Origin of the sequence: Kitasatospora sp. NPDC091335 (genome assembly GCF_044757205.1) — a bacterium.
Classification (GTDB): Bacteria; Actinomycetota; Actinomycetes; order Streptomycetales; family Streptomycetaceae; genus Kitasatospora.
This window is the reverse complement of sequence record NZ_JBIVUM010000003.1, coordinates 319,070-339,853: the sequence shown is the minus strand read 5'-3', so window position 1 is coordinate 339,853 and position 20,784 is coordinate 319,070. Positions and strand designations below refer to the sequence as shown.

Here is a 20,784-nt window from a genome sequence, read left to right as displayed (position 1 = left end):
CCGGTCAAGCCATGGGTGAACGCGGCTGGACGGTCACTTGTCGCATGCTGGGCCACAGGGAGCGAGGCCGCCCCAGGAGGTGTCGGCGAGGACCGCGTACGGCGGCGGCGTGGACGCTCCTCCGGCGTCCGCGGCCGCGTTGCCGGGTGCGGTGCCCAGGAGGAGCAGTGTGCAGGTGAGAGCGGTGGTGCCGAGCAGGCTGGCGGTGGTGGAGATGCGCTTCACGGAAGTCCCCTCGGGGTGCGCTGACGAAGCCGGTGTGCGCTTGGCGGTGAGCTTTTCACCGGCTTGTTGTCTGGACCATGATGAAGACGCCTCATCAAACTGCATGGCACCAAAGGGAACGGGGGACGATCGTGGGCAATCCGGCTGAATCCGACTTACCGGCAGATCCTTTGGAAGCGCGGGTGTACCAGTGGGTCCTGGTGCACCGCCGGGTGGACCCCGAATCCGTCGCCGCGGCCCTGGGTGTTCCCGTGGAGAGCGCCGTGGCCGCGCTGCGGCGGCTCGGTGAACTGTGTCTGATCTCGCCCCTCCCCGCCGGGGCGGGGGCAGGCTACGCGATCCCCCCTGAGGTGGCGATGGCGCAGCTGGCCGCGCCGGGCGAGGACCGGATCCGCAGGGAGGAGGAGTGGATCGCCGACCGGCGCGTCCTGCTGTCCGGCTTCATGCCGTACTACTACGGCGTCGACCGGCACCGGGACGTCGGCGTCGAGGTCCTCACCAGCCTCGCGGAGGTGCGGTCGGCGCTGAACCACGCCGCCGACCGGTGTCGTACCGAGGTGCTGGCCAGTCAGCCCGGCGGGGGGAGCCGGAGCCCGGAGGCCATGCAGGAGGCGCTCGTCCGGGACCGGGCCCTGCTCGGGCGCGGCATCAGGATGCGTACGCTCTACCACCACACGGCCCGCTTCAACGGCCCGAGCCAGGCGTACGTCGAGGCCGCCTCGCGCCTGGGCGGCCGGTACCGGACGAGCCACGAGCTGTTCGGACGCCTGATCGTCTTCGACCGGCAGCTGGCCTTCGTCCCGGCCGACGACGACTCCTGGGGCTCGGTGGCCGTCCGGCAGCCGTGGCTGGTCGCCTACCTCTGCGAGATCTTCGAGCAGACCTGGGACCGGGCCCGGCCCTTCGCGGTCGCCGCCGCCGAAGGCCTGGAGAAGGTCGCCCAGGACATCGACCGCACCATCGTGGAACTCCTCGCGGCCGGTCTCAAGGACGAGGCCATCGCCCGGCGCCTCGGCATGTCGCTGCGCACGGCTCGCCGTCACATCGCCGACATCATGCAGCAGTTGGGCGTCGAGAGCCGGTTCCAGGCAGGCGTGGCCGCGGTGCGGGCAGGGCTGTTGCCCGACTGAGCGCGGGTGCGTCCACGAGGCCCCGGGCGCCGGCCTGCCGGCCGGCTGGGGACCGGAACCACTTGACTGCCCTGACGCGTGACGGACGCCCACCATGTAGGACTCGGAGGAATCGTCCTCCGGGCTCGAAAGGGGCTGACATGCACTGGGGACCGGAAGAGCCGCACGAGGGCGGCTTCCTGGAGGAACTCGCGAGGTTCGTCTCGGCACGGGACGGGAGCGGACCGGCGGTCCTGTGGCCGGAGTGCGATCCGGCATCCGTGGGCGGCGTCCCGGCGCAGGACCTGGGCTCGGTCCTGGCGGACGGGCTCGCCGGGCTCCTCGGCCGGGCCGTCGTCAGGCTGGCGGCCGGGCCGCCCACCGGCACGTTCACCCAGCTGGCCTTGGATCAGGGCGAGTTGGTGGTGCTTCAGGAGTCCGGGGCCAGTGGCGTCGAGGTGGCCCCGGGCGGGGAGCCCGACCCGGCGGACGCGACCGGTGACCGCGCGAAGCCGCTCGTGCTGCGGCTGCTCCGGGGCGAGGTGCTCTACCTTCCGCCCGGGTCCCGCGCGGTACTGCGCCACGAACCCGGTACCCGCCATGTCCTGCTGCGGATCGCCGTCCGCCCGGCCGAGGCGCGATGACCCCTTCGGGACCGGTGGGGAAGGACCTGTCCTCGGGGGTGTCCAGGGCCGTCCAGGCCTGTCCCGATCGGTAGCCGGGAATGGGGGGTTCCCCTCATTCTCAAGGAGTCGGCACCGGGCGATCAGCCCGCCGGGACCCAGGAGTCCGCTGCCGCGCTCTCTCGCCTCCCGCTTCACCAGCCGCTCATCCGGACAAGGAGCCTCCATGGGCAAGATCGCCGTGCTCACCAACGACCTGCAGAGCGACGTCACCACCCTGACCGCCGAACGCGCCGCGGTGATGGCCGCCGCGCAGCCCGGCTTCACCGGGTTCCTGGACGAGATGCGCAAGCGCGGCCACGTCGTCTACCACCTCCAGCTGATCAACCTGCCCGACGACCCGAACGCGAACCGCCGGGCCGACGGAACCCTTCCGCTCCAGCGCGGTACCGAGGGGGCGGCCATCCTCCCCGCCTTCCTCGCCGAGGGCGACGTGGTCGTCGAGAAGACCAAGGACAGCGGCTTCTACGAGACCGAGATGCACGACCTGCTCCAGGCGGCCGGCGTCGACACCGTGCTGGTGACCGGGCTCCAGACGCAGATCTGTGTGCAGACCACCGCCGCCGACGCCTTCTTCCGCGGCTACAACGTCTGGGTGGCCTCCGACTGCGTGGTCTCCGACAACGCCGCGGACCGCGACCGTTCGCTCACCTGGCTGAGCGGGTACTGCGCCACCGTCGCGGACTCGCGGGAGGTCCTGGACACCCTCGACGCCAAGGGCGAGCTCCCGCGCAGGATCCCCAAGACCCTTCCGTAACGGTCCTTCCCGTCGTCCGACGGAACCCGCGTCCGACGAAGTCCGACGAAGTCCGACGAAGTCCGACGAAGTCCGACGGACATCCGACGGACATCCGACGGACATCCGACCGGACATCCGACCGGACATCCGACGGAACCCGGCGCCGGGCGCCGTTCCCGACCCGCCGCCCACGGCGCCGGGTTCCGTGATCCCCATCCCCCCGTACCGGAAAGGCAGGACGTGCAGATGGCAAGCGCGGTGAGCGGCCCCGACCAGGTCCTTCTCGACCACGGCAGCGGCGCCAAGCTCAGTCACGAGCTGATCTCCCTGATCGTCGACACCCTCGGCGACGTGTACATCGGCGAGATGGAGGACAGCGCGATGCTGTCGATCCCCGCCGGGCGCATCGCGATGACCACGGACTCGTTCGTGGTGGACCCGCCGTTCTTCGGCAACGGCGACATCGGCAAGATCTCGGTCTGCGGCACGGTCAACGACCTCGCCGTGGTCGGCGCGCGCCCGCTCTACCTCACGCTCGGGCTGATCCTGGAGACGGGCCTGCCGATCCCGCGCCTGGTCCGGGTGCTCACCTCGATCCGCGAGGTGGCGCGCGAGGCCGGGGTCCAGATCGTCTGCGGCGACACCAAGGTCGTCCGCAAGGGCGAGGCCGACCAGATCTACATCAACACCGCGGGTGTCGGCGTCTTCGAGCGGGAGCCGCTGCGCATGCGCGACGTCCGGGCCGGCGACCGGGTGATCCTCAGCGGACCGATCGGCAACCACACGGTCCACCTGCTGTCGATCCGTGAGGGGCTGGGCTTCGAGCAGCGCGTGCTCAGCGACTGCGCGCCGCTGAACGGACTCCTGGACGGGCTGCTGTCCACGGTCGGCGCGGGGGCGGTGCACTCGGTCCGCGACGTCACCCGGGGCGGCCTGGCCGCCGTCCTGCACGAGTACGCCGGCTCGTCCGGGCTCACGATCCGCGTCGAACAGGACAGCCTCCCCGTCCAGTTCGAGACGGTGATGGCCACGGACATGCTGGGCATCAACGCGATCCACTCCGCGAACGAGGGGTGCCTGTGCCTGTTCGTCGACCCCGCGGCCGAGGAGGAGGTGCTGGCGGCGCTGCGTTCGCACAGGTACGGCGCGGAAGCGGTCACGATCGGCGAGGTCACCCAGGACGCCGAGCCGGTCGTCCTGATGCGCGGTCCGGACGGCCGGGACTCCGTGGTCGAGGAGCTCGAGGGCTCCGAGCTGCCGCGGCTGTGCTGAACGGGGGCACGAGGAGATGACGACGAACAGCGAGGCGAACGAGCGGCGGCGCATCCGCGTCCGCGGCGTGGTCCAGGGCGTGGGCTACCGGCCCTTCGTCTACAAGCTCGCACTGAGGCACGACCTGACGGGCTGGGTGCTCAACGACCCGGAGGGCGTCCTGATCGAGGTCGCCGGCCGGGCCGGACAGGTGCACCGGTTCACCGAGGGCCTGAGCGCCGAGGCGCCGCCGCAGGCGCGGGTGACGGACGTCCGGGTCGAACAGCTGGGCCCCGACGCGGCGGGGGCGGAGGCCTTCGTCATCCGGGAGTCCCGGCACGGCGGCGTCCGCAGCACCATCGTCCCCGCCGACTCCTACGTCTGCGCCGACTGCCTCGCCGAACTCCGCGACCCCGCGGACCGGCGCCACGGCTACCCCTTCGTCAACTGCACCAACTGCGGCCCGCGGTACTCGATCATCCGGGACCTGCCCTACGACCGGGCGGCCACCAGCATGGCCGGCTTCACCATGTGCCCGCCCTGCGCCGCCGAGTACCGGGACCCCCTGGACCGGCGCTACCACGCCCAGCCCAACGCCTGCCCCGACTGCGGCCCCCGGCTGCTGCTCGCGGGCCCCGGGGTGACGTCGGCCGAGGGCGCGGCGGCGCTCACCGGCGCGCTGGCCGCGCTCGCCGAGGGCCGGATCGTCGCGGTCAAGAGCATCGGCGGGTTCCACCTCGCGGTGGACGCCCGCGACGCCGAGGCGGTCGCCCGGCTGCGGACCCGCAAGCGGCGCGACTCCAAGCCGTTCGCGGTGATGGCCCGTGACCTGGACACCGTCTCGTCCTTCGCCGAGGTCCGCCCGCCCGAGGCCGAGCTGCTGCTCTCGCCCGCCCGCCCGATCGTCCTGCTCCGCAAGCGGGGGCGGGGCCTGCCGGACCAGGTCGCCCCACGCAACCCCAACCTCGGGGTGATGCTTCCCTCCGCGCCGCTGCACCACCTGCTGGTCGATCGGGCCGGCCTGGACGCGCTGGTCATGACCAGCGGGAACATCTCGGGCTACCCCATCGTGTACCGCAACGAGGACGCGCTGGAGCAACTCCTGGACGTCGCCGACCTGATCCTCTACAACGACCGCGACATCGAGGTCCGGGTCGACGACTCGATCGTCCGCTACTCCGAGCACGCCCGGCTCGGCGCCCCACTGGTCAGTTTCATCCGCCGGGCCCGCGGCTACGCGCCGTACCCGGTGGAGGTGGGCACCGAGCTGGCTCCGCTGGTCGCCTACGGAGCCGAACTGAAGACCACCGTCGCGTTGGGCAGCGGCTCCCGCGTCTACGTCAGCCAGCACATCGGCGACATCAAGAACGACGAGACCTTCGGCGCGCACCAGGCGGCCGTCCGGCACCTCGCGACCCTGCACGACCTCCACCCGCGGCACGCCGCCGTCGACCTGCACCCCCAGTTCCGCGCGACCCGCTTCGCGTCCGAGCGGCAGGGGGACACCTTCGAGCAGGTCGTCCAGGTGCAGCACCACCACGCGCACATGGCGTCCTGCATGGCGGAGAACCGCCTCGCGGGCCGGACGATCGGCGTGATCTTCGACGGCACCGGCTACGGCCTGGACGGCACCATCTGGGGCGGCGAGATCCTGGTCGGTGACCTCCGCGAGGCCGAACGGGTCGCGCACCTGCGGACCCTGCCGCTCCTGGGCGGCGACCGGGCGGTCACCGAACCGATCAGGACGGGCTTCGCCCTCGCCCTGGACGCGTTCGGCGACCCGGCCGCGGCGGTCGCGGCGTTCCCGGTGCTGGAGACCCTCGACGACCGGCAGCGCCACGTCTTCACCACCATGGCCAGGCGCGGCGTCAACTCCCCGCCCGCCTCCAGCATGGGCCGGCTGTTCGACGCCGTGGCCGCCCTGCTCGCCCTCACCACGCACGCCGAGTACGAGGCGCAGGGCCCCATCGAGCTGGAGGGGCTGCTCGGGCGGGACTTCACCATGGCGCGGCCCGAGGAGCGCTACCGCTTCGGCGCGACGTCCCGGGACGGCGTGACGGAGATCGATCCCCGCCCGACGGTCCGGGCGCTCGCCGCCGATCTGGCGGCCGGCCTGGACACCGCCGTCATCAGCCGTCGCTTCCACTCGGCCGTGGTCGACATGGTCGTCGAGCGCTGCCGGGCGCTGGGCGAGGTCGGCACCCGGCAGCTCGTCCTGTCCGGCGGCGTCTTCCTCAACGAGTTCCTGCTGGTCAACTGCCTGGTGGAGCTGCGCGAGGCGGGGTTCGACGCGTACTGCCAGCAGCAGGTGCCGACCAACGACGGCGGCATCTCCCTGGGCCAGATCGTGGTGGCCGACGCCCGGCTGGCGGGGGCGTGAACGCGCCCGACCGCCTTCGGCCGGCGGACCAGCCCCCGACATCCACCTTCGACCGTGCGCGCCCGGCTGCCGCGGCCTCCCCCCGGGAGCGCGGACGGGCAGAGCGAGGAGAGAACGAGCAATGCAGAGGTACCTGATCACGGGAGGGCGCGGGTACATCGGGTCGGTGCTGGCCCGCAGACTCGCCCGCTCCGGAGCGGAAGTGGTCGTGGTCGACAACGGCATGGTCGGCGGCCCGGAACTCGACCTGCCCGGCATCGGCTACGTCGACGGCGACGTCCGCGACACCGGTTCCTGGGAGAAGGCCCTGGAGGGCGTGAACGCGGTCGTGCACCTGGCGGCCATCGTGGGAGACCCCGCCTGCGGCGTCGACCCGGACACGGCCTGGGAGGTCAACTACCGGGGCACCATCCAGGTGGCCGAGGCCTGCCGGCGGGCCGGCGTGCGGTCCCTGGTCTTCGCGTCGACCTGTAGCAACTACGGGGTCACCGGCGACCGGGAGGTCGACGCCTGGTCGCCGCTGGCACCCCAGTCGGTCTACGCCGAGTCCAAGGTGATGGCCGAGCACTACCTGCTCTCGCTGCCGCACGACATGCTCTCCTCCCGCCTGCTGCGCTTCGCCACCATCCACGGCCTCTCGCCCCGCATGCGGTTCGACCTCGCCGTCAACGTCATGACGGCGAACGCCGTCGCACGCGGTGCCGTCACCGTGCACGGCGGTACCCAGTGGCGCCCGTTCCTGCACGTCGAGGACGCGGCCGCGGCCGTACAGCTCACCCTCGGCGATGTCCGGCGGATCGGCACCACCGTCCACAACTGCGGTTCCCGCGAGGAGAACTACCGGATGGACGCCGTCGGCGACCTGATCGCCGAGGAGGTGCCCGGCACCGGCGTGGAGATCCGCAAGGAGCAGACGGACCCGCGCAACTACCGGGTGAACTTCGATCCGATCGCCCGGGAGCTGGGATTCAGCCCGAGCCTGCGGGTGGTCGACACGGTGCGCCACATCCGGGACGCCATGCGCGACGGCGAGTTCGCCGACTTCGGCGCCGCCCGGTACAGCAACCACCAGATCGCGGTCGCCCGGCGCGAGGGGTCCGTCCGGACGCGGACGCCGTGACCGGACGCCGCGACCGGACGCCGTCGACGACCAAGCCCTGAGGAGCCCTTCCATGACGCAGATCCCGCAGAGCACTGTCCGCCCACCACGTTTCCCCGAACTCGTCCCGCTGGCGCGCCCGACCATCGACCTCGACGCCGGGATGGGCCCCGCCTTCCAGGAGATCCTCCGGTCCGGCATGCTCACCAACGGCCGGCACGTCCGCGAGTTCGAGGAGGCCGCGGCCGCCTATCTCGGCGTCGCCAGTGCCGTGGCGGTGAGCAACTGCACGACCGGCCTGATGCTCGTGCTGCGCTGCCTGGACCTGACCGGCGACATCGCGGTCCCGAGCTTCACGTTCATGGCGTCCGGCCACGCCGTCGACTGGGCGGGTCACGGCGTACGGTTCGCCGAGTCCCACCCCCGCACCTGGACCCTCGACCCGGAGGCCCTGGCCCCGGTGCTCCCGGACGTGGCGGGTGTGATGGGGATGCACACCTTCGGAGCCCCGTGCGACGCGGACCGGTTGCAGGAACTGTGCGACTCCCGGGGCATCCCGCTCATCTTCGACGCCGCGCACGGCTTCGGCAGCCGCTACCCCGACGGGAGCATGGTCGGCGGCAAGGGCGTGGCCGAGGTGTTCAGCCTCAGCCCGACGAAGACCCTCAGCACCGGGGAGGGCGGGCTGATCGCCACGAACGACACGGCACTGGCCGCCAGACTCCGGACGGCCAGGGAGTACGGGAACCCCGGAGACTACGACAGCCGCGTCATCGGGCTCAACGGCCGGATGACGGAGGTGTCCGGACTCATGGGGACGCACGCGCTCAGGGCCCTGCCGCGCTGGCTCGACGTCAGGAGGGCCCTGGTGGAGCGCTACCGCTCGCGCCTGGGCGGCCTGCCCGGCCTGGAGTTCCAGCAGCTCCCGGCCGGCGCGGCGAGCTCGTACAAGGACCTCGGGATCCGCGTCGACGGTGCGCGGTTCGGGATGAGCCGCGACGCGCTGTCCGAGCGCCTGCACCGGGAGAACGTCAGTAACCGCCGGTACTTCAGCCCCGCGCTGCACCAGCAGACCGCGTACCGGGGCGTTCCCGTCGGCACGGAGCTCTCCGTGACCGAGGAACTGGCGTCGAGCGTGATCACCCTGCCGCTCTTCTCACATATGCCCGCGGATCTCGTCGATGAGATCTGCGATCTTGTCACCGAGCTCCACACGTCCGGCTGAGCCGTCGTCACGTCGGCGGAGCGGACGGGCAACGACTGGCCAACGATCCGGCACAGCACAGAAGTGGTGGTACAGCATCGTGAACGACTACGTGTCAGACCTGCGCAGGCTGGTGGGAACCCGGCCGCTGATCCTCCCCGGGACCTCGGTCGTGGTGACCGACCCGGCCGGCCGGATCCTGCTCCTGGAGAGGGCCGACACCGGCGGCTGGGGACTGCCCGGCGGACTCATGGAGCCCGGGGAATCCTTCGAGGAGACCGGGCGGCGCGAGCTGAAGGAGGAGACCGGTCTGGAGGTCGGCGAGCTGCACCTGCTCGGGGTCTTCTCCGGAGTGGAGTACTACTACCGCTATCCGCACGGCGACGAGATCTACAACGTCACCGCCGCCTACACGGCCAGGCTGCCGCAGGACGCCGTGGTCGCCCTGGACACCACCGAGAACAGCGCCTGGCGCTTCTTCGCCCCGGACGAGATCCCGGACACCGTGATCAGCCCGGAACGCCCCATCCTCGCCCGGTACACGCGGGCCGAGCAGTGAGCCCGCCGGCCGCGGACTACGCGGAGTTCATCGGTTCCGTCCTGAGCGAGGCGTCCGAGCTGGCCGTCCGGATGCGCGGCGGCGGCCCGGGTACGGACGGGGGCCAGGTCCGGGGCACGGCCCGGGGCACGGTCAAGCCGGAGGACGAGAACCAGATCGTCACCGACGCCGACCTGGCCCTCGGCGCACTGCTGACCGGGCGGATCGCCGACCGGTACCCGGGGCACGCGATCCTGGAGGAGGAGAGCGGCGCGACCCCGGGCGACCAGGAGGTCACCTGGGTCGTCGACCCGCTGGACGGCACCAGCAACTACGCCGCCGGCAGCCCCCTGTTCGGGGTGATGGTGGCGGCGGTCGGCCCCCGGGGGGTGCTCGCGGGCGGACTGGCGCTGCCCGCGTTCGGCACCGTGTACGTCGCCCGGACCGGCCGCGGCGCCACCCGGAACGGGCGCCCGCTCGGACCGCTCCCGGCCACCGGGCCCGGTCGCGCGCTGGTGGCCTACGGGATGGACAAGGGCCCGGCCGAGCTGATGGCCGCCGAAGGCCGGCTCGTGGCCGCCATCGGGTCGACCTGCCTCGGTGTCCGGATGAGCAACAGCGTCTTCGACATCTGCATGGTGGCCGACGGCGCCTACGCGGCGTTCGTCCACCGCGGCTGCCGGATCTGGGACGTGGCGGCCGCCGTCTGCGTCCTCCGGGAGTGCGGCGGGACCTGCACCGATCTGCAAGGCCGGCCCCTGGACCTCACCCGCCCCCTCGACAAGGCGGACCAGGTCTTCGAGGTCTGCCTCGCTTCGGCCGACATGCACCCCTCCCTGCTGGCCGCGGTGCGGGCGGCGGCCGTCGACGGCGCGGTCACGGCCGAGGGCGATGCGGTGACGGCCGGGGGCTACGCGCCGGCCGAGGGCGATGAGGCGGCACGCGGCCCCGCGGACGGAAGGGACTGACCCCGTGAACCCCATCCCCGCCGCCCGGCCAGGACAGGACGCCGGAGTCGGCCTCCTGGCCGTCCTCAAGGGAGTGACCGGCGGCTACGACGCCAGTGCCATGGCCGGCGCGCTGCTGCTGGTCACGGACCACTTCGGGCTCACCACCGCCCAGCAGGGCTCGCTGTACGCCGCGACCTCGGCCGGCTGGATCGCCGGCGTGCTGCTGGGCAGCAGACTGGTCGTCACCCTCGGCCGTCGCGCCACCCTGATCTGGCTGGCGCTGCTCTACGTGGCGGCCACCGCGCTGGCCGTCACCGCGCAGAACGTGGTGTGGATGGACGCCAGCCGGCTCGTCCAGGGCACCATGATGGGCGTCGCGATCGTGGCGATGCCCATCTTCATCGCCGAATCCGCCTCCACCCGCGCCCGCGGACGCATCGCCGTCCTGTACCAGGTGGCGACGTCCTTCGGGTGCGCGCTGGGCTACCTCTGCGGCTACCTCCTGATGGGCAGCGGGCAGTGGCGTCTGATGCTCGCGATTCCCGGCGTCCTCGCCCTCGCCAGCACCGTGCTGCTGACCCGGCTCCCGGAGACCGAGCGCTGGCACCAGCTCCGGCGGGAACGGCGGGCGGGCCCGGCCGCCGGCGCCCCGCGCGGGCCGGGCACCCTGCGCACCATGCTCGGCCCCCGCTACCGGACGCTGACGGTCTTCGTCGTCGTCCTGGGCTTCTTCGTCCAGGCCACCGGCATCAACGCGGTGGTGTTCTTCGGCCCGCGGATCTTCCAGCACATGGGCTACACGGACTCCTTCGGACTGCTCGTGCTGCCGGGCCTGGTCCAACTCGCGGGCGCCGCGGCGGCGTTGGTCTGCGCCCTGACGATCGACCGGTTCAACCGCTTCGGACGGCGCCCCGCCCTGCTCGCGGGCACCGCCCTGATGGCCCTGGGACAGGCGCTGATGGTGGTCATGTTCGCCGCCGACGCCGCCGCGGCCGTCGGTCTCCTCGGCCTGGTCGTCTTCATCGTCGGGTTCAACTTCGGCTTCGGATCGGTGGTGTGGATCTTCGCCGCCGAGGGCTTCCCGGACCACCTGCGGGGCGCCGGAGCGTCGGCGATGCTGCTCACGAACCTCACCGCGAACCTGCTCGTCGCCCAGTTCTTCCTCGGCCTGCTCGACGCCGTCGGCGGGATGCTGACGTTCGTGGTCCTGCTCGGCGTCACCGTCCTGTCCTGGCTCTTCGTGTACGCGCTGGCGCCGGAGACGAAGGGGCGCTCCCTGGACGAGGTCCAGTCCTACTGGGAGAACGGCCGGCGCTGGACGGTCCCGGACGACCGGCCGGTCACCGGTGACGCCCCCGTCCGCACCTGACCCCGCCCGTCCCCGGGCCCCAGCCGACCTGGGCCCTTGCGTACCCGGGCCCTTCCGCACCTGCCATCGTCCGTACCCGATCCCCGTCCGTACCCGATCCCCGTCCGTACCCGACCCCGTGCGCATGGTGCCCCGGGGAAGGCCGTCCGCCCGGAACCAGAAAGGGAGGTGGGACCCGTGCCACGGCGCAGTGCACCGGGGTCGGTGCTGGTGATCGGACCCGGTCCGGTCACCACCGGCCAGGCCGCCGAACTCGACTCGGCGGGAACCCAGGCGTGCCGGGTGCTCAGGGAGGAGGGGCTCCGCGTCACGGTCGTCGACAGCAACCCGGCGACGATCACCACCGACCCCGAACAGGCCGACGCCACCTACCTGGAACCGGTGACGGCCGAGACCGCGGAGAAGGTCATCGCCAAGGAGCGGCCGGATGCCCTGCTGCCCACCGTCGGCGGGCGGACCGCACTGGCCATCGCGCTCGCCCTGAACGAGTCCGGAGTGCTCGCACGCTACGGCGTCGAGCTGATCGGTGCCGACATCGACACCATCCGGGCCGGCCGGGACCGGGGCGCGTTCCGGCGGATCGCCCGGCGGGCCGGCGCCGAGGTGGCGCGTGGCGTGATCTGCCGTTCGCCGGCGCAGTGTCAGACGGCGGCGGACGACCTCGGCTACCCGGTGGCTGTATGGCCCGTCCACCACGCGGGGGGCACCGGCCCGCGCGTCGCGCACGACCGGCGGGAACTGTCCGCCCTGGCCGACACCGCGCTGACCGCGGGCCCCGCAGGGGAGGTGCTGCTGGAGGAATCCCTGCTCGGCTGGAAGACGTTCGAGCTGGAGCTCCTGCGCGACCGCGACGGCGACGTGGCCGTCGTCGGGTCGACCGAGTACCTGGAGCCGATGGGCAGCCACGCGGGCGACTCCATCGCGGTCACCCCGGCCATGACGCTCTCCGAACGGGACCACCGGCGGATGCGCGACGCCGCCGCGGCCGTGACGGCCGGGCTCGGCGTCACCGGCGGCGTCACCGTCCGGTTCGCGGTCGACCCGCGCACCGGCCGGATGACCGCGGTCGCGACGAAGCCCGGGACGACCCGCTCCAGCGCGCTGGCCGCCACGGCCACCGGCCTCCCGCTCGCCCGGATCGCGACCAGGCTGGCGCTCGGGCACACCTTGCGCGAACTCCACTTGCCCGGACATCGCCTGAACGGGCTCCGCGGCCAGACCATCGCGCAGCCCCCGCCCATCGGTGAGCCGAGCCCGGACCACGTGGTCGTCAGGGTGTCCCGGTTCGCGTCCGGGGGAGAGTCGGTGGCGATCGGCCGGTCCTTCCCCGAGGCCCTCCACAAGGCGCTGCGCCCGCTCGCCGCCGACGGTCGCATCAACCAGGTGCACCAGGCCATCCGGGCCGGTGCCACCGTCGACGAGCTGACCGCCGCCACCGGCATCGACCCGTGGTTCCTGGAGCAGATCGCGCGCGTCGAGCAGGTGGCGCGGCTGGTCGCCGAGGAGCGCGGAGCCGCCCTGCCGCAGACCCTGCGGCTGGCGAAGCGGCACGGCCTGTCGGACGCCCGGATCGCCCGGCTGCGCGGGATGTCGGAGGAGGCGGTGCGGGAGCTGCGCCGGGTCCTCGGCATCCGCCCCGGGTACCCCGCCACCTCGGCCGGATGCCGCTACTCCAGCTACGCCGCTGAGCCCGGGGCACTCTCGCAGCCGTCCACCGACACCCCACCAAAGATCATCATCCTGGGTGGAGGGCCGACCCGGACCGGCCACGGCATCGACTCCGACTACCTGTGCGCCCACGCGGGATCCGCGCTTGCCGCCGCCGGTTACGACCCGGTCCTCGTCCACTGCGCCCCGGCCTCCGGAGCCGACGGAGGCCCCCGCCTGTACTGCGAGCCGCTCACCTTCGAGGACGTGCTCGAAGTGGTGGCCGCCGAGCAGGCGACCGGCGAGGTCGCCGGAGTGCTGCTGCACCTGGGCGGCGAGACCCCGCTCGGCCTCGCCGACCGGCTCGCCGAGGCCGGCGTGCCGATCATGGGAACCCCAGCGGCCTCCCCGCCACTCCCGGACCCGCCGCGCCGGCTTCCGGACGACGCCACGGTGATCGACGTCGACGCCCTCTACGACGGCAAGGAACTGTACGTGGGCGGCATCACGGAGCACGTGGAGGGCGAGCACGGCCACTCCGGCGACCCGGCCTGCACCCTGCCGCCCGTCACACTCGGCCGCGCCGACCTCGCCCGGATCCGCGAGTCCACCGAGGCACTGGCCGCCCGGATCGGCGCCCACGGGCTGATCGCCGTCCGGTTCGCCCTGGCCGCCGGTCTTCTGCACGTGCGCGGGGCGCGCCCGGGGGCGGGCCGCACCGTGCCGTTCGTCTCGAAGGCCATCGGAGTGCCGCTGGCCGGGGCCGCGGCCCGGATCATGCTGGGAGCCGGCATCGCCGAACTCCGCGCCGACGGGACACTGCCGGCCGCCGGCGACGGTGGAACACCGCCGCCGGGCACGGCGATCGCGGTCAGGGCGACGGCGCTGCCCCGGCCCGGGTTCCGTACGGGCGAAGGCGGTTGCCCGGCCACCTCACCCGCCTCGGAGACGGCCGTCACCGGTGAGGTGATGGGCATCGCCGCCGGTTTCGGCGCGGCCTACGCGAAGGCGCGGGCCGCCGCCCACCCCCGGCTCCCCGCCAAGGGGCGGGCCCTGGTGTCGATCGCCGACCGCGACAAGCGGGTCATGGTGCTGCCGCTGAAGGTGCTCGCCGACACCGGCTTCGAGATCCTGGCCACCGAGGGAACCGCGGACGTCCTGCGGCGCAACGGCGTTCCCGCCAGGACCGTCCGCAGACCCGGTGCCGGACCGGGCCCGGACGGCGAGCCCACCGCCGTCGACCGCATCCTGGCAGGCGAGCCGGACCTCGTCGTCACCACCCCGTGCACCGCACCCGCCCGGCCCGGAGCCCCGGACGACGGCCGGGCCCTGCGCACCGCCGCTGCGATCCGGGGCATCCCGTGCGTCACCACGGTCCTGGGCCTGGCCGCCGCCGTCCAGGGCATCGAGGCCGAGAGCCGCGGCGCCCCGGGGGTGTCCTCCCTACAGGAGTACGCGAAGAGGCGGGCGCGATGAACGACCCGCCTGAGACCTGGGGCGGGCTGAGCGGCGCACCCGGTCTGGAGCGGCGGCCGGGCCTCGGGTAGCCTCCGGACGGTGACGTCTCCGCAGGTGCGACTCGACCCGATGACCGAGGCCGAATTCCAGGCCTACTTCGCCCACATCGTGGCCAAGTACGCCGCCAGCAACGTGACTTCGGGCAACTGGACGGCCGAGGAGGCCGCGGCGAGGTCCGCGGAGAAGCTGGCCCAGTTGCTGCCCGACGGGCTCGCCACCGACGACACCCGTCTCTGCCTGGCCCGGGACGCCGTGAGCGGCGAGCGGGTGGGCATCTTCTGGCTGCACCTGCGCCCGCACGGCACGCAGACCGCGGCCTTCGTCCACGACATCGAGATCGACGCCGGGCTGCGCGGTCGCGGCTACGGCCGGGCGGTCATGCTCGCGGGCGCCGACCTCGCGCGTGAACTCGGCGCGGTACGGATCGGACTGCACGTCTTCGCGCACAACGAGACCGCGATCGCGCTGTACACCTCGCTCGGATTCGCCACCACCGACCTGGTGATGTCCCTGCCGCTGTGACGGACGGGGGATTGTGGCCGGCAGGCGCCGATGTGGGCTGATCGCTCGTGTTCCTGGTGCCGCAGGATGTCCGGGTCCTCGCACAGGCGACCGTGCGGCCTGCTTCCGCCGGACCGGTGGGAGGCGTGGGCCTCCGTAGGCGGGAGCTTCCCGGGGCCACTCGTGTGGGTGAGATGTCGTGTCGTCGGCCCGGGGCCGGTCCGGGCAGCCAGGAGACTGGCCGCGCCACATGGGTGACGACGGAAGGACCGACATGGCGGAAGAGCTGTACGCGACGCTGAAGACCAACAAGGGCGACATCGTGATCCGGCTGCTGCCGGACCACGCCCCCAAGACGGTCAAGAACTTCGTGGAGCTCGCCACGGGCGAGCGGCAGTGGGGCGACCCGAACACGGGCCGGCCGAGCAACGGGCCGCTGTACGACGGCACGGTGTTCCACCGGGTCATCGAGGGCTTCATGATCCAGGGCGGTGACCCGCTGGGCAACGGGACCGGTGGGCCGGGGTACAAGTTCGCGGACGAGTTCCACCCGGACCTGGCGTTCACCAAGCCCTATCTGCTGGCCATGGCCAACGCCGGGCCCGGGACGAACGGTTCGCAGTTCTTCATCACCGTCGGGCCGACCACCTGGCTCACCGGCAAGCACACCATCTTCGGTGAGGTCGCCGACGCGGCCGGTCAGAAGGTCGTCGACGCCATCGCGACGTCGGAGACCGGCCGCAACGACCGCCCCGTGCAGGACGTCGTCATCGAGAAGGTCGTGATCGAGACCCGCTGAGTGGCGAGGACTCGGGGGCGATCCGCCCGGACGGCCGCCGTCGGCTCCGTGGAACGGAGCGGAGGCGCCAAGCCCGGTCGGATCGCCCCCGACGGTCCGTCGGTCGGCCCGTCGGTCGGTCGGTCCGTCGGCGGTCGGATCAGGACGCGGGGACCGAGTCGGTGAAGGACGTCCCCGCGGCTCGGTAGCCGGCCACGGCGGCGCCGACCTGGGCGGGGGTCAGCACCTGGTCCTTGACGTGCAGGACGTAGTCCACCTGCTCCTCGTAGGCGCGCTCCTCGGTGCCGGCCCGGCCGGTGAGGTCGGTGAGCCACTGGTTGAAGGCGATGACCATCGGCCGCTCGGGGAGGTAGCGGGCGTCGTGGCGGGCGAACTCGACCCCGTCGACGTAGTAGACGATGCCGCTGTCGTCGATGGTCAGGACGAGGTCGTGCCAGCCGTCGAACGAGGTGCGGGCCGTGGTGTACACGTTGTCGGAGCGCTCGGGGCCGTACGTCTCCCACGAGGTGGCGAAGAAGATGTTCGAGGTCTCGCCCCAACCGCCGTTGGGCAGGTACTCGAAGTCGTACTCGGAGTAGTCGTCGGCCATCGGGGCCTTGAGGTCGTTGATCGCGAAGAAGCTCTGCACCAGGTGGTCACCGTCGGGGCCGGAGACCGGGGCGTCGGAGAAGCGGACCCGGGCGGCGTACGTGCCGTTGCGGAACTTCGTGGCCTGGCTGTGGAACTCGCTCTGCCGGGTGGACTCCGCGCTGCCGGCGGTCGTGGTCCGCAGGGTCATCACCGAGTTCCCGGCCGCCTTGGCGAAGGTGACGTTCTCGGGCGCCCAGGCCGCCCCGCCCACGCCGGGACCGCCGCCGCCCGAGCGCGCGTTCCAGCCGTGGGCGGCGAGCGCCGGGTCGTCGTGGCCGGCGTAGTCGAGGTCGTCGAAGAGCACCGCACCGGTCGGGACGGTCGGCGCGGTCGGGGCGGTGCCCCAGACCTGGGCGCCGCCGACGCTGGCGGTCACCTTGGCCCAGTTCGCGTACCCGGTCTGCGTGTTGCCGAAGGAGTAGTCGTCGCCCTGCTCCACCGACTGCCAGTCGGAGCGGTGGAAGCGCAGTTGCAGGTCCCCGCTGTCCGCCCCGGGGGCCAGCGTGCCGGCGCCCGCGGTGAAGCCGATCTCCAGGTAGCGGTCGGCGGCCGCGCCGGGCTCACCGATGGTGCCGAAGGTGCCCGTGACGTTGGCGCAGCCCCGGACGGCCCAGTCGCAGGCGAAGCGGTAGGCGGCCGAGGGGGAGTCGGCCTTGAAGTAGTAGCGCAGCTTGACCTGGTTGAGGGCGACCGGCGCGGAGCCGGTGTTGACGACCTTGAGCCACGGCGCGGCCTGGGCGGTGCCGCTGCCGCCGTTGCGGTACTGCACGGCGAGCGTCTCGCCGGCGGCGGCCGCCGGCAGTGCGCCGAGGAGGCTCGCGCCGAGCCCGGCGGCGACGGCGGCGGCGAGCACCGCGCGAACGCGGGGGCGTCGGCGGGTGGTTCGGGTGCTCATGGGGTGGGGTTCCTCTCCTGACGTGGGGGACGGCGCGCGGCACCGGCGGAGGGGAGCCCGGTTTCACCTCGGGTCGAGCGGTGGGGGGAGGTGGTGGCGGGCCGCGCGATCAGAAAGTGGCATAGACCAATTTCCCCGTCAACCCCGCACCGCCCGATCGGCCGGAACGCGGCCGTCCGCCCCGCGGAGTGGCTGACGCGGAGACGTGTCTGGCGCGGTAGCTGGTGCGGATGGTCCAGCCGAGCCGGATGTGGTTGTAGGCCAGCAGGGTGTGGGGCAGCACTGCGTCAGGGGTGTCGCCCGCGGCCTTGACCGCCGCCTTCAACATGGGGGCCACCGCTGGAACCTCGGCGACGGTCCGCGCGGCCGCGGCGATGTCCTGCTGGTTGTCGAGGGAGGCGAATCCTGCGCGGATCGCCGTCCAGTTCCCGGCCTTCGCGGCGTCCTGGAAACGGCCGAGTTCGGGAACGGCGCGGCTCATGTTGTAGATGGGCCCGGACGGTGTCGCGGCAGATGGCATGCGCAGATGATACGGATCCGGACGACACTCGCAACCGGAGGGTGACGGTTACAGCGGGAGCCCGTCCTCCTGGCCGAGGTGACGGCCCATCTGCGGAGCGCAGGGAGTTTGTCCGGGCCCGTGCGGACGGGCCGTACGCCGGACCCGGTCAGCCCGCGAGGCGGAGGAGGAGCTCCGGCAGGTCGGTGGCCGCGTAGCGGGGCCGGAGGCGGGGGAGGCGGGTGGTGTCGGAGAGGAGGAGGACGGGGCCGTCGTCGGGGTGGTCGGGGAGGCGGCCGTGGCTGCCGCGGACGTGGCCGGCGTCGAGGGGGATGACGGAGAGGGTGGAGCGCAGGCCGAGTCGTCGGCGGGCGAGGGCGGTGGCGACGCGGAGTCCGACCAGGCGGTCGGCGGGGTCGAGGAAGAGCTCGGCGGGGTCGTAGCCGGGCTTGCGATGGATGTCGACGCAGCGGGCGAAGTCCGGGGCGCGGGCGTCGTCGAGCCAGTAGTAGTAGGTGAACCAGGCGTCGGGTGCGGCGACGGCGACGAGTTCGCCCGCCCGGGCGTGGTCGAGTCCGTGCGCCGCCTTGCCGGCGGTGTCCAGGACGCGTTCCACGCCGGGCAGCGCCCGGACGAGGCCTTCCACCAGGGGCAGGTCGGCGGGGTCGCGCACGTAGATGTGGGCGACCTGGTGGTCGGCGACGGCGAACGCCCGCGACGTGGTCGGGTCGAGGTACTCCATCCCGGCCTGCGCGTGCACCGCGAGGAGGCCGGCCGCGCGCAGCGCGCGGTTGACGTGCACCGGGTGGTCGACGGCGGTGATGCCGTATTCGGACAGGGCCACCACGGTGGTTCCGCGCTCGCGCGCCAGGTCGAGCAGCGGGGCGAGGACGGTGTCGAGGGCTCTGGCGGCCGCGGCGGCCTGGGGTGCGTACGGGCCGAAGCGCTGGAGGTCGTAGTCGAGGTGGGGCAGGTAGGCGAGGGTGAGGTCCGGGTCCGCGGTGCGGATGACGTGTTCGGTGGCCCGGACGATCCACCGGCTGGAGGCGATGGAGGCGCGCGGGCCCCAGTAGTCGAAGAGCGGGAACGGGCCGAGGGCGTGGGTGAGTTCGTCGCGCAGGCCCGGTGGGGTGGTGTAGCAGTCGGGGGACTTGCGGCCGTCGGCGTGGTAGACGGGGCGCGGGGTGACGGTGATGTCGGTGCCCGCCCCCATGGCGTACCACCAGCAGATGTTGGCCACCCGGTACCCGGGACGGGTCCGCCGGGCGGTGTCCCACACCTTCTCGCCCTGCACCAGCGCGTTGTGCTGGCGCCACAGCAGCACTTCGCCGAGGTCGCGGAAGTACCAGCCGTTCCCGACGATTCCGTGCCGGCTCGGGGGCAGGCCGGTCAGCAGGCTGGCCTGGACGGAGCAGGTGACCGCGGGGAAGACCGGGTCGAGGTGGGCGGTGTGCCCGCGGGTGGGGCCGTCCGGTCCGGCGACGGCGCGCAGGCGCGGCATGTGGCGCAGCAGGCGGGGGGTGAGCGCGGCGATGTCGAGTACCAGCAGGCGGGTGGTCACCGGGGCTGCTCCCGTAGTCCGGCGGCGAGCAACCGGTCGCGGGTCCAGGCGAGTTCGGCGGCGATGCCGGTGATCAGGGCCCGGTCGTCGGCGGGCCGGTCCTGTTCCGGCAGCACCGACCAGGTGTAGGTCTCGACTTCCAGGTGGTCGGTGAGGGGGCTCGGGCCGCGGAGGAGGGCGTGGACGGCGTCGGTCAGCACCGGTCCGGTCGCGGTGAGGGGCGGTTGGGGATCGGCGTGCACGGGGACGTGGAAGTGCACCCGCCACGGCCCCTGGCCGGCCTGGTCGGCCGGTGTGCGGAGCGCCTGGTCGAGGTCGTCCCACCGCGCCGGGCGGGGGCCGTCCGGCCGGGCGCGGGTCTGGTGCAGGAAGCGGGGCTCGGCGAAGCGGGCGAGGGCCCGGCGGACGGCGGGGTCGGACGGCTCGTCGGCTTGGAGGGCGCTGGAGAGCTGGGCCTTGACGACGGGCAGGCCGGCGGCGGCCAGGGCGCGTACGGCGGATCGCGGGTCCTCGAAGTCGACGGCGAGGTGGCAGGTGTCCAGGCAGACGCCGACGCGCCGGGTGTCGAGGTCGGTGAGCTGTGCGCAGGCGTCGCGCACGGTGGAGACCACGCACCCGGGCTCGGGTTCCAGGCCGGCCCGGACGGTGCGGCCGGTGCGGGCTTCGAGTTTGGCGAGGCCTTCGACCAGCGCGTCCAGGCCGCGCCGGGCGAGGTCCTGGCGTTCGGGGGTCCAGCCGGTGCGCCAGCCCAGGGGGAGGGTGGAGACGCTGCCGCGGGCGGCGTCCTCGGGCAGCAGCGCGGCGAGGACCCTGGCCAGGTCGAGGGTGTAGGCGAGGCGGGCCGGTTCGCTCCAGTCCGGCCGGTAGACGGCGCGTTTGACGACGGGCTGGTGGAAGCCGCGGTAGGGGAAGCCGTTGAGGGTGACGACTTCGAGCCCGCGCGTGGTCAGTTCGCGGCGCAGCCGGGTCAGGGCCGTCCCGTCGGCGGCCAGGGTGCGGGCCACGTCGTGGGCGAGCCACAGGCCGAGCCCGAGGGAGGGTGCCGCGAGGTGTTCGCGGACGGGTTCGGCGTAGCGGGCGAGCTGGCGCAGGATGCCGTCGAGGTCTTCGGCGGGGTGGACGTTGGTGCAGTAGGCGAGGTGGACGGTGCTGCCGTCGGGGTGGCACAGACGTATCGGGGCGGGCTC

General features: G+C 73.0%; 18 protein-coding genes. 13 read left to right on the top strand and 5 right to left on the bottom strand.

Annotated elements, in window-relative coordinates; all coding sequences use genetic code 11:
* Window positions 1–33 precede the first annotated feature (33 nt).
* Window positions 34–225: a hypothetical protein gene (locus ACIQOW_RS10140; protein ID WP_401082145.1), complete on the bottom strand. Its 192-nt coding sequence runs from the start codon at window positions 223–225 to the stop codon at window positions 34–36.
* Between the two features lie 182 nt (window positions 226–407).
* Here ACIQOW_RS10140 and ACIQOW_RS10135 point away from each other — a divergent pair, with 182 nt between their 5' ends.
* The 13 genes from ACIQOW_RS10135 (at window position 408) to ACIQOW_RS10075 (ending at window position 16,012) form a co-directional block, all read left to right on the top strand.
* Window positions 408–1,355, top strand: a complete 948-nt coding sequence (locus ACIQOW_RS10135; protein ID WP_401082142.1) for a LuxR C-terminal-related transcriptional regulator — start codon at window positions 408–410, stop codon at window positions 1,353–1,355.
* Between the two features lie 140 nt (window positions 1,356–1,495).
* Window positions 1,496–1,978: a hypothetical protein gene (locus ACIQOW_RS10130; protein ID WP_401082139.1), complete on the top strand. Its 483-nt coding sequence runs from the start codon at window positions 1,496–1,498 to the stop codon at window positions 1,976–1,978.
* A 205-nt stretch (window positions 1,979–2,183) separates the two neighbouring features.
* The gene (locus ACIQOW_RS10125; protein ID WP_401082136.1) at window positions 2,184–2,774 is read left to right on the top strand and encodes a cysteine hydrolase family protein; all 591 of its coding nucleotides are present in this window, start codon (window positions 2,184–2,186) and stop codon (window positions 2,772–2,774) included.
* A 228-nt stretch (window positions 2,775–3,002) separates the two neighbouring features.
* Window positions 3,003–4,028 (top strand): hydrogenase expression/formation protein HypE, encoded by a 1,026-nt coding sequence (hypE, locus tag ACIQOW_RS10120; RefSeq protein WP_401082133.1) that lies wholly within the window; start codon window positions 3,003–3,005, stop codon window positions 4,026–4,028.
* A gap of 16 nt (window positions 4,029–4,044) precedes the next feature.
* A complete protein-coding gene (gene hypF, locus ACIQOW_RS10115; protein ID WP_401082130.1) occupies window positions 4,045–6,387 on the top strand; it encodes a carbamoyltransferase HypF in 2,343 nt (780 codons plus the stop codon).
* Between the two features lie 121 nt (window positions 6,388–6,508).
* Window positions 6,509–7,507 (top strand): NAD-dependent epimerase/dehydratase family protein, encoded by a 999-nt coding sequence (locus ACIQOW_RS10110; protein WP_401082127.1) that lies wholly within the window; start codon window positions 6,509–6,511, stop codon window positions 7,505–7,507.
* A gap of 52 nt (window positions 7,508–7,559) precedes the next feature.
* Complete coding sequence (locus ACIQOW_RS10105) at window positions 7,560–8,711, top strand: DegT/DnrJ/EryC1/StrS family aminotransferase (RefSeq protein WP_401082124.1); 1,152 nt, start codon at window positions 7,560–7,562, stop codon at window positions 8,709–8,711.
* A 79-nt stretch (window positions 8,712–8,790) separates the two neighbouring features.
* Entirely contained in the window at window positions 8,791–9,249 is a 459-nt protein-coding gene (locus tag ACIQOW_RS10100) for an NUDIX hydrolase (protein ID WP_401082121.1), read from the top strand.
* A complete protein-coding gene (locus ACIQOW_RS10095; RefSeq protein ID WP_401082118.1) occupies window positions 9,246–10,196 on the top strand; it encodes an inositol monophosphatase family protein in 951 nt (316 codons plus the stop codon). Before ACIQOW_RS10100 ends, ACIQOW_RS10095 begins: the two co-directional genes overlap by 4 nt.
* A gap of 4 nt (window positions 10,197–10,200) precedes the next feature.
* Window positions 10,201–11,547, top strand: coding sequence for an MFS transporter (locus ACIQOW_RS10090; RefSeq protein ID WP_401082115.1), 1,347 nt, complete (start codon window positions 10,201–10,203; stop codon window positions 11,545–11,547).
* Between the two features lie 177 nt (window positions 11,548–11,724).
* A complete protein-coding gene (gene carB / locus ACIQOW_RS10085) occupies window positions 11,725–14,670 on the top strand; it encodes a carbamoyl phosphate synthase large subunit (protein WP_401082112.1) in 2,946 nt (981 codons plus the stop codon).
* Window positions 14,671–14,751: 81 nt separating this feature from the next.
* A complete protein-coding gene (locus tag ACIQOW_RS10080) occupies window positions 14,752–15,234 on the top strand; it encodes a GNAT family N-acetyltransferase (protein WP_401082109.1) in 483 nt (160 codons plus the stop codon).
* 253 nt (window positions 15,235–15,487) lie between these two features.
* Entirely contained in the window at window positions 15,488–16,012 is a 525-nt protein-coding gene (locus tag ACIQOW_RS10075; RefSeq protein ID WP_401082107.1) for a peptidylprolyl isomerase, read from the top strand.
* A 139-nt stretch (window positions 16,013–16,151) separates the two neighbouring features.
* On the opposite strand, the gene ACIQOW_RS10070 is transcribed toward ACIQOW_RS10075, so the two are convergent.
* From ACIQOW_RS10070 to eboE, 4 genes are all read right to left on the bottom strand, one after another.
* A complete protein-coding gene (locus ACIQOW_RS10070) occupies window positions 16,152–17,537 on the bottom strand; it encodes a cellulose binding domain-containing protein (protein ID WP_401082104.1) in 1,386 nt (461 codons plus the stop codon).
* A 109-nt stretch (window positions 17,538–17,646) separates the two neighbouring features.
* Window positions 17,647–18,057, bottom strand: a complete 411-nt coding sequence (locus ACIQOW_RS10065; RefSeq protein WP_401082101.1) for a hypothetical protein — start codon at window positions 18,055–18,057, stop codon at window positions 17,647–17,649.
* A 148-nt stretch (window positions 18,058–18,205) separates the two neighbouring features.
* On the bottom strand, window positions 18,206–19,537 hold the full coding sequence (locus ACIQOW_RS10060) for a nucleotide pyrophosphatase/phosphodiesterase family protein (protein ID WP_401082867.1): 1,332 nt from the start codon (window positions 19,535–19,537) through the stop codon (window positions 18,206–18,208).
* Between the two features lie 56 nt (window positions 19,538–19,593).
* On the bottom strand, window positions 19,594–20,772 hold the full coding sequence (gene eboE / locus ACIQOW_RS10055) for a metabolite traffic protein EboE (protein WP_401082864.1): 1,179 nt from the start codon (window positions 20,770–20,772) through the stop codon (window positions 19,594–19,596).
* Between the last annotated feature and the right edge of the window lie 12 nt (window positions 20,773–20,784).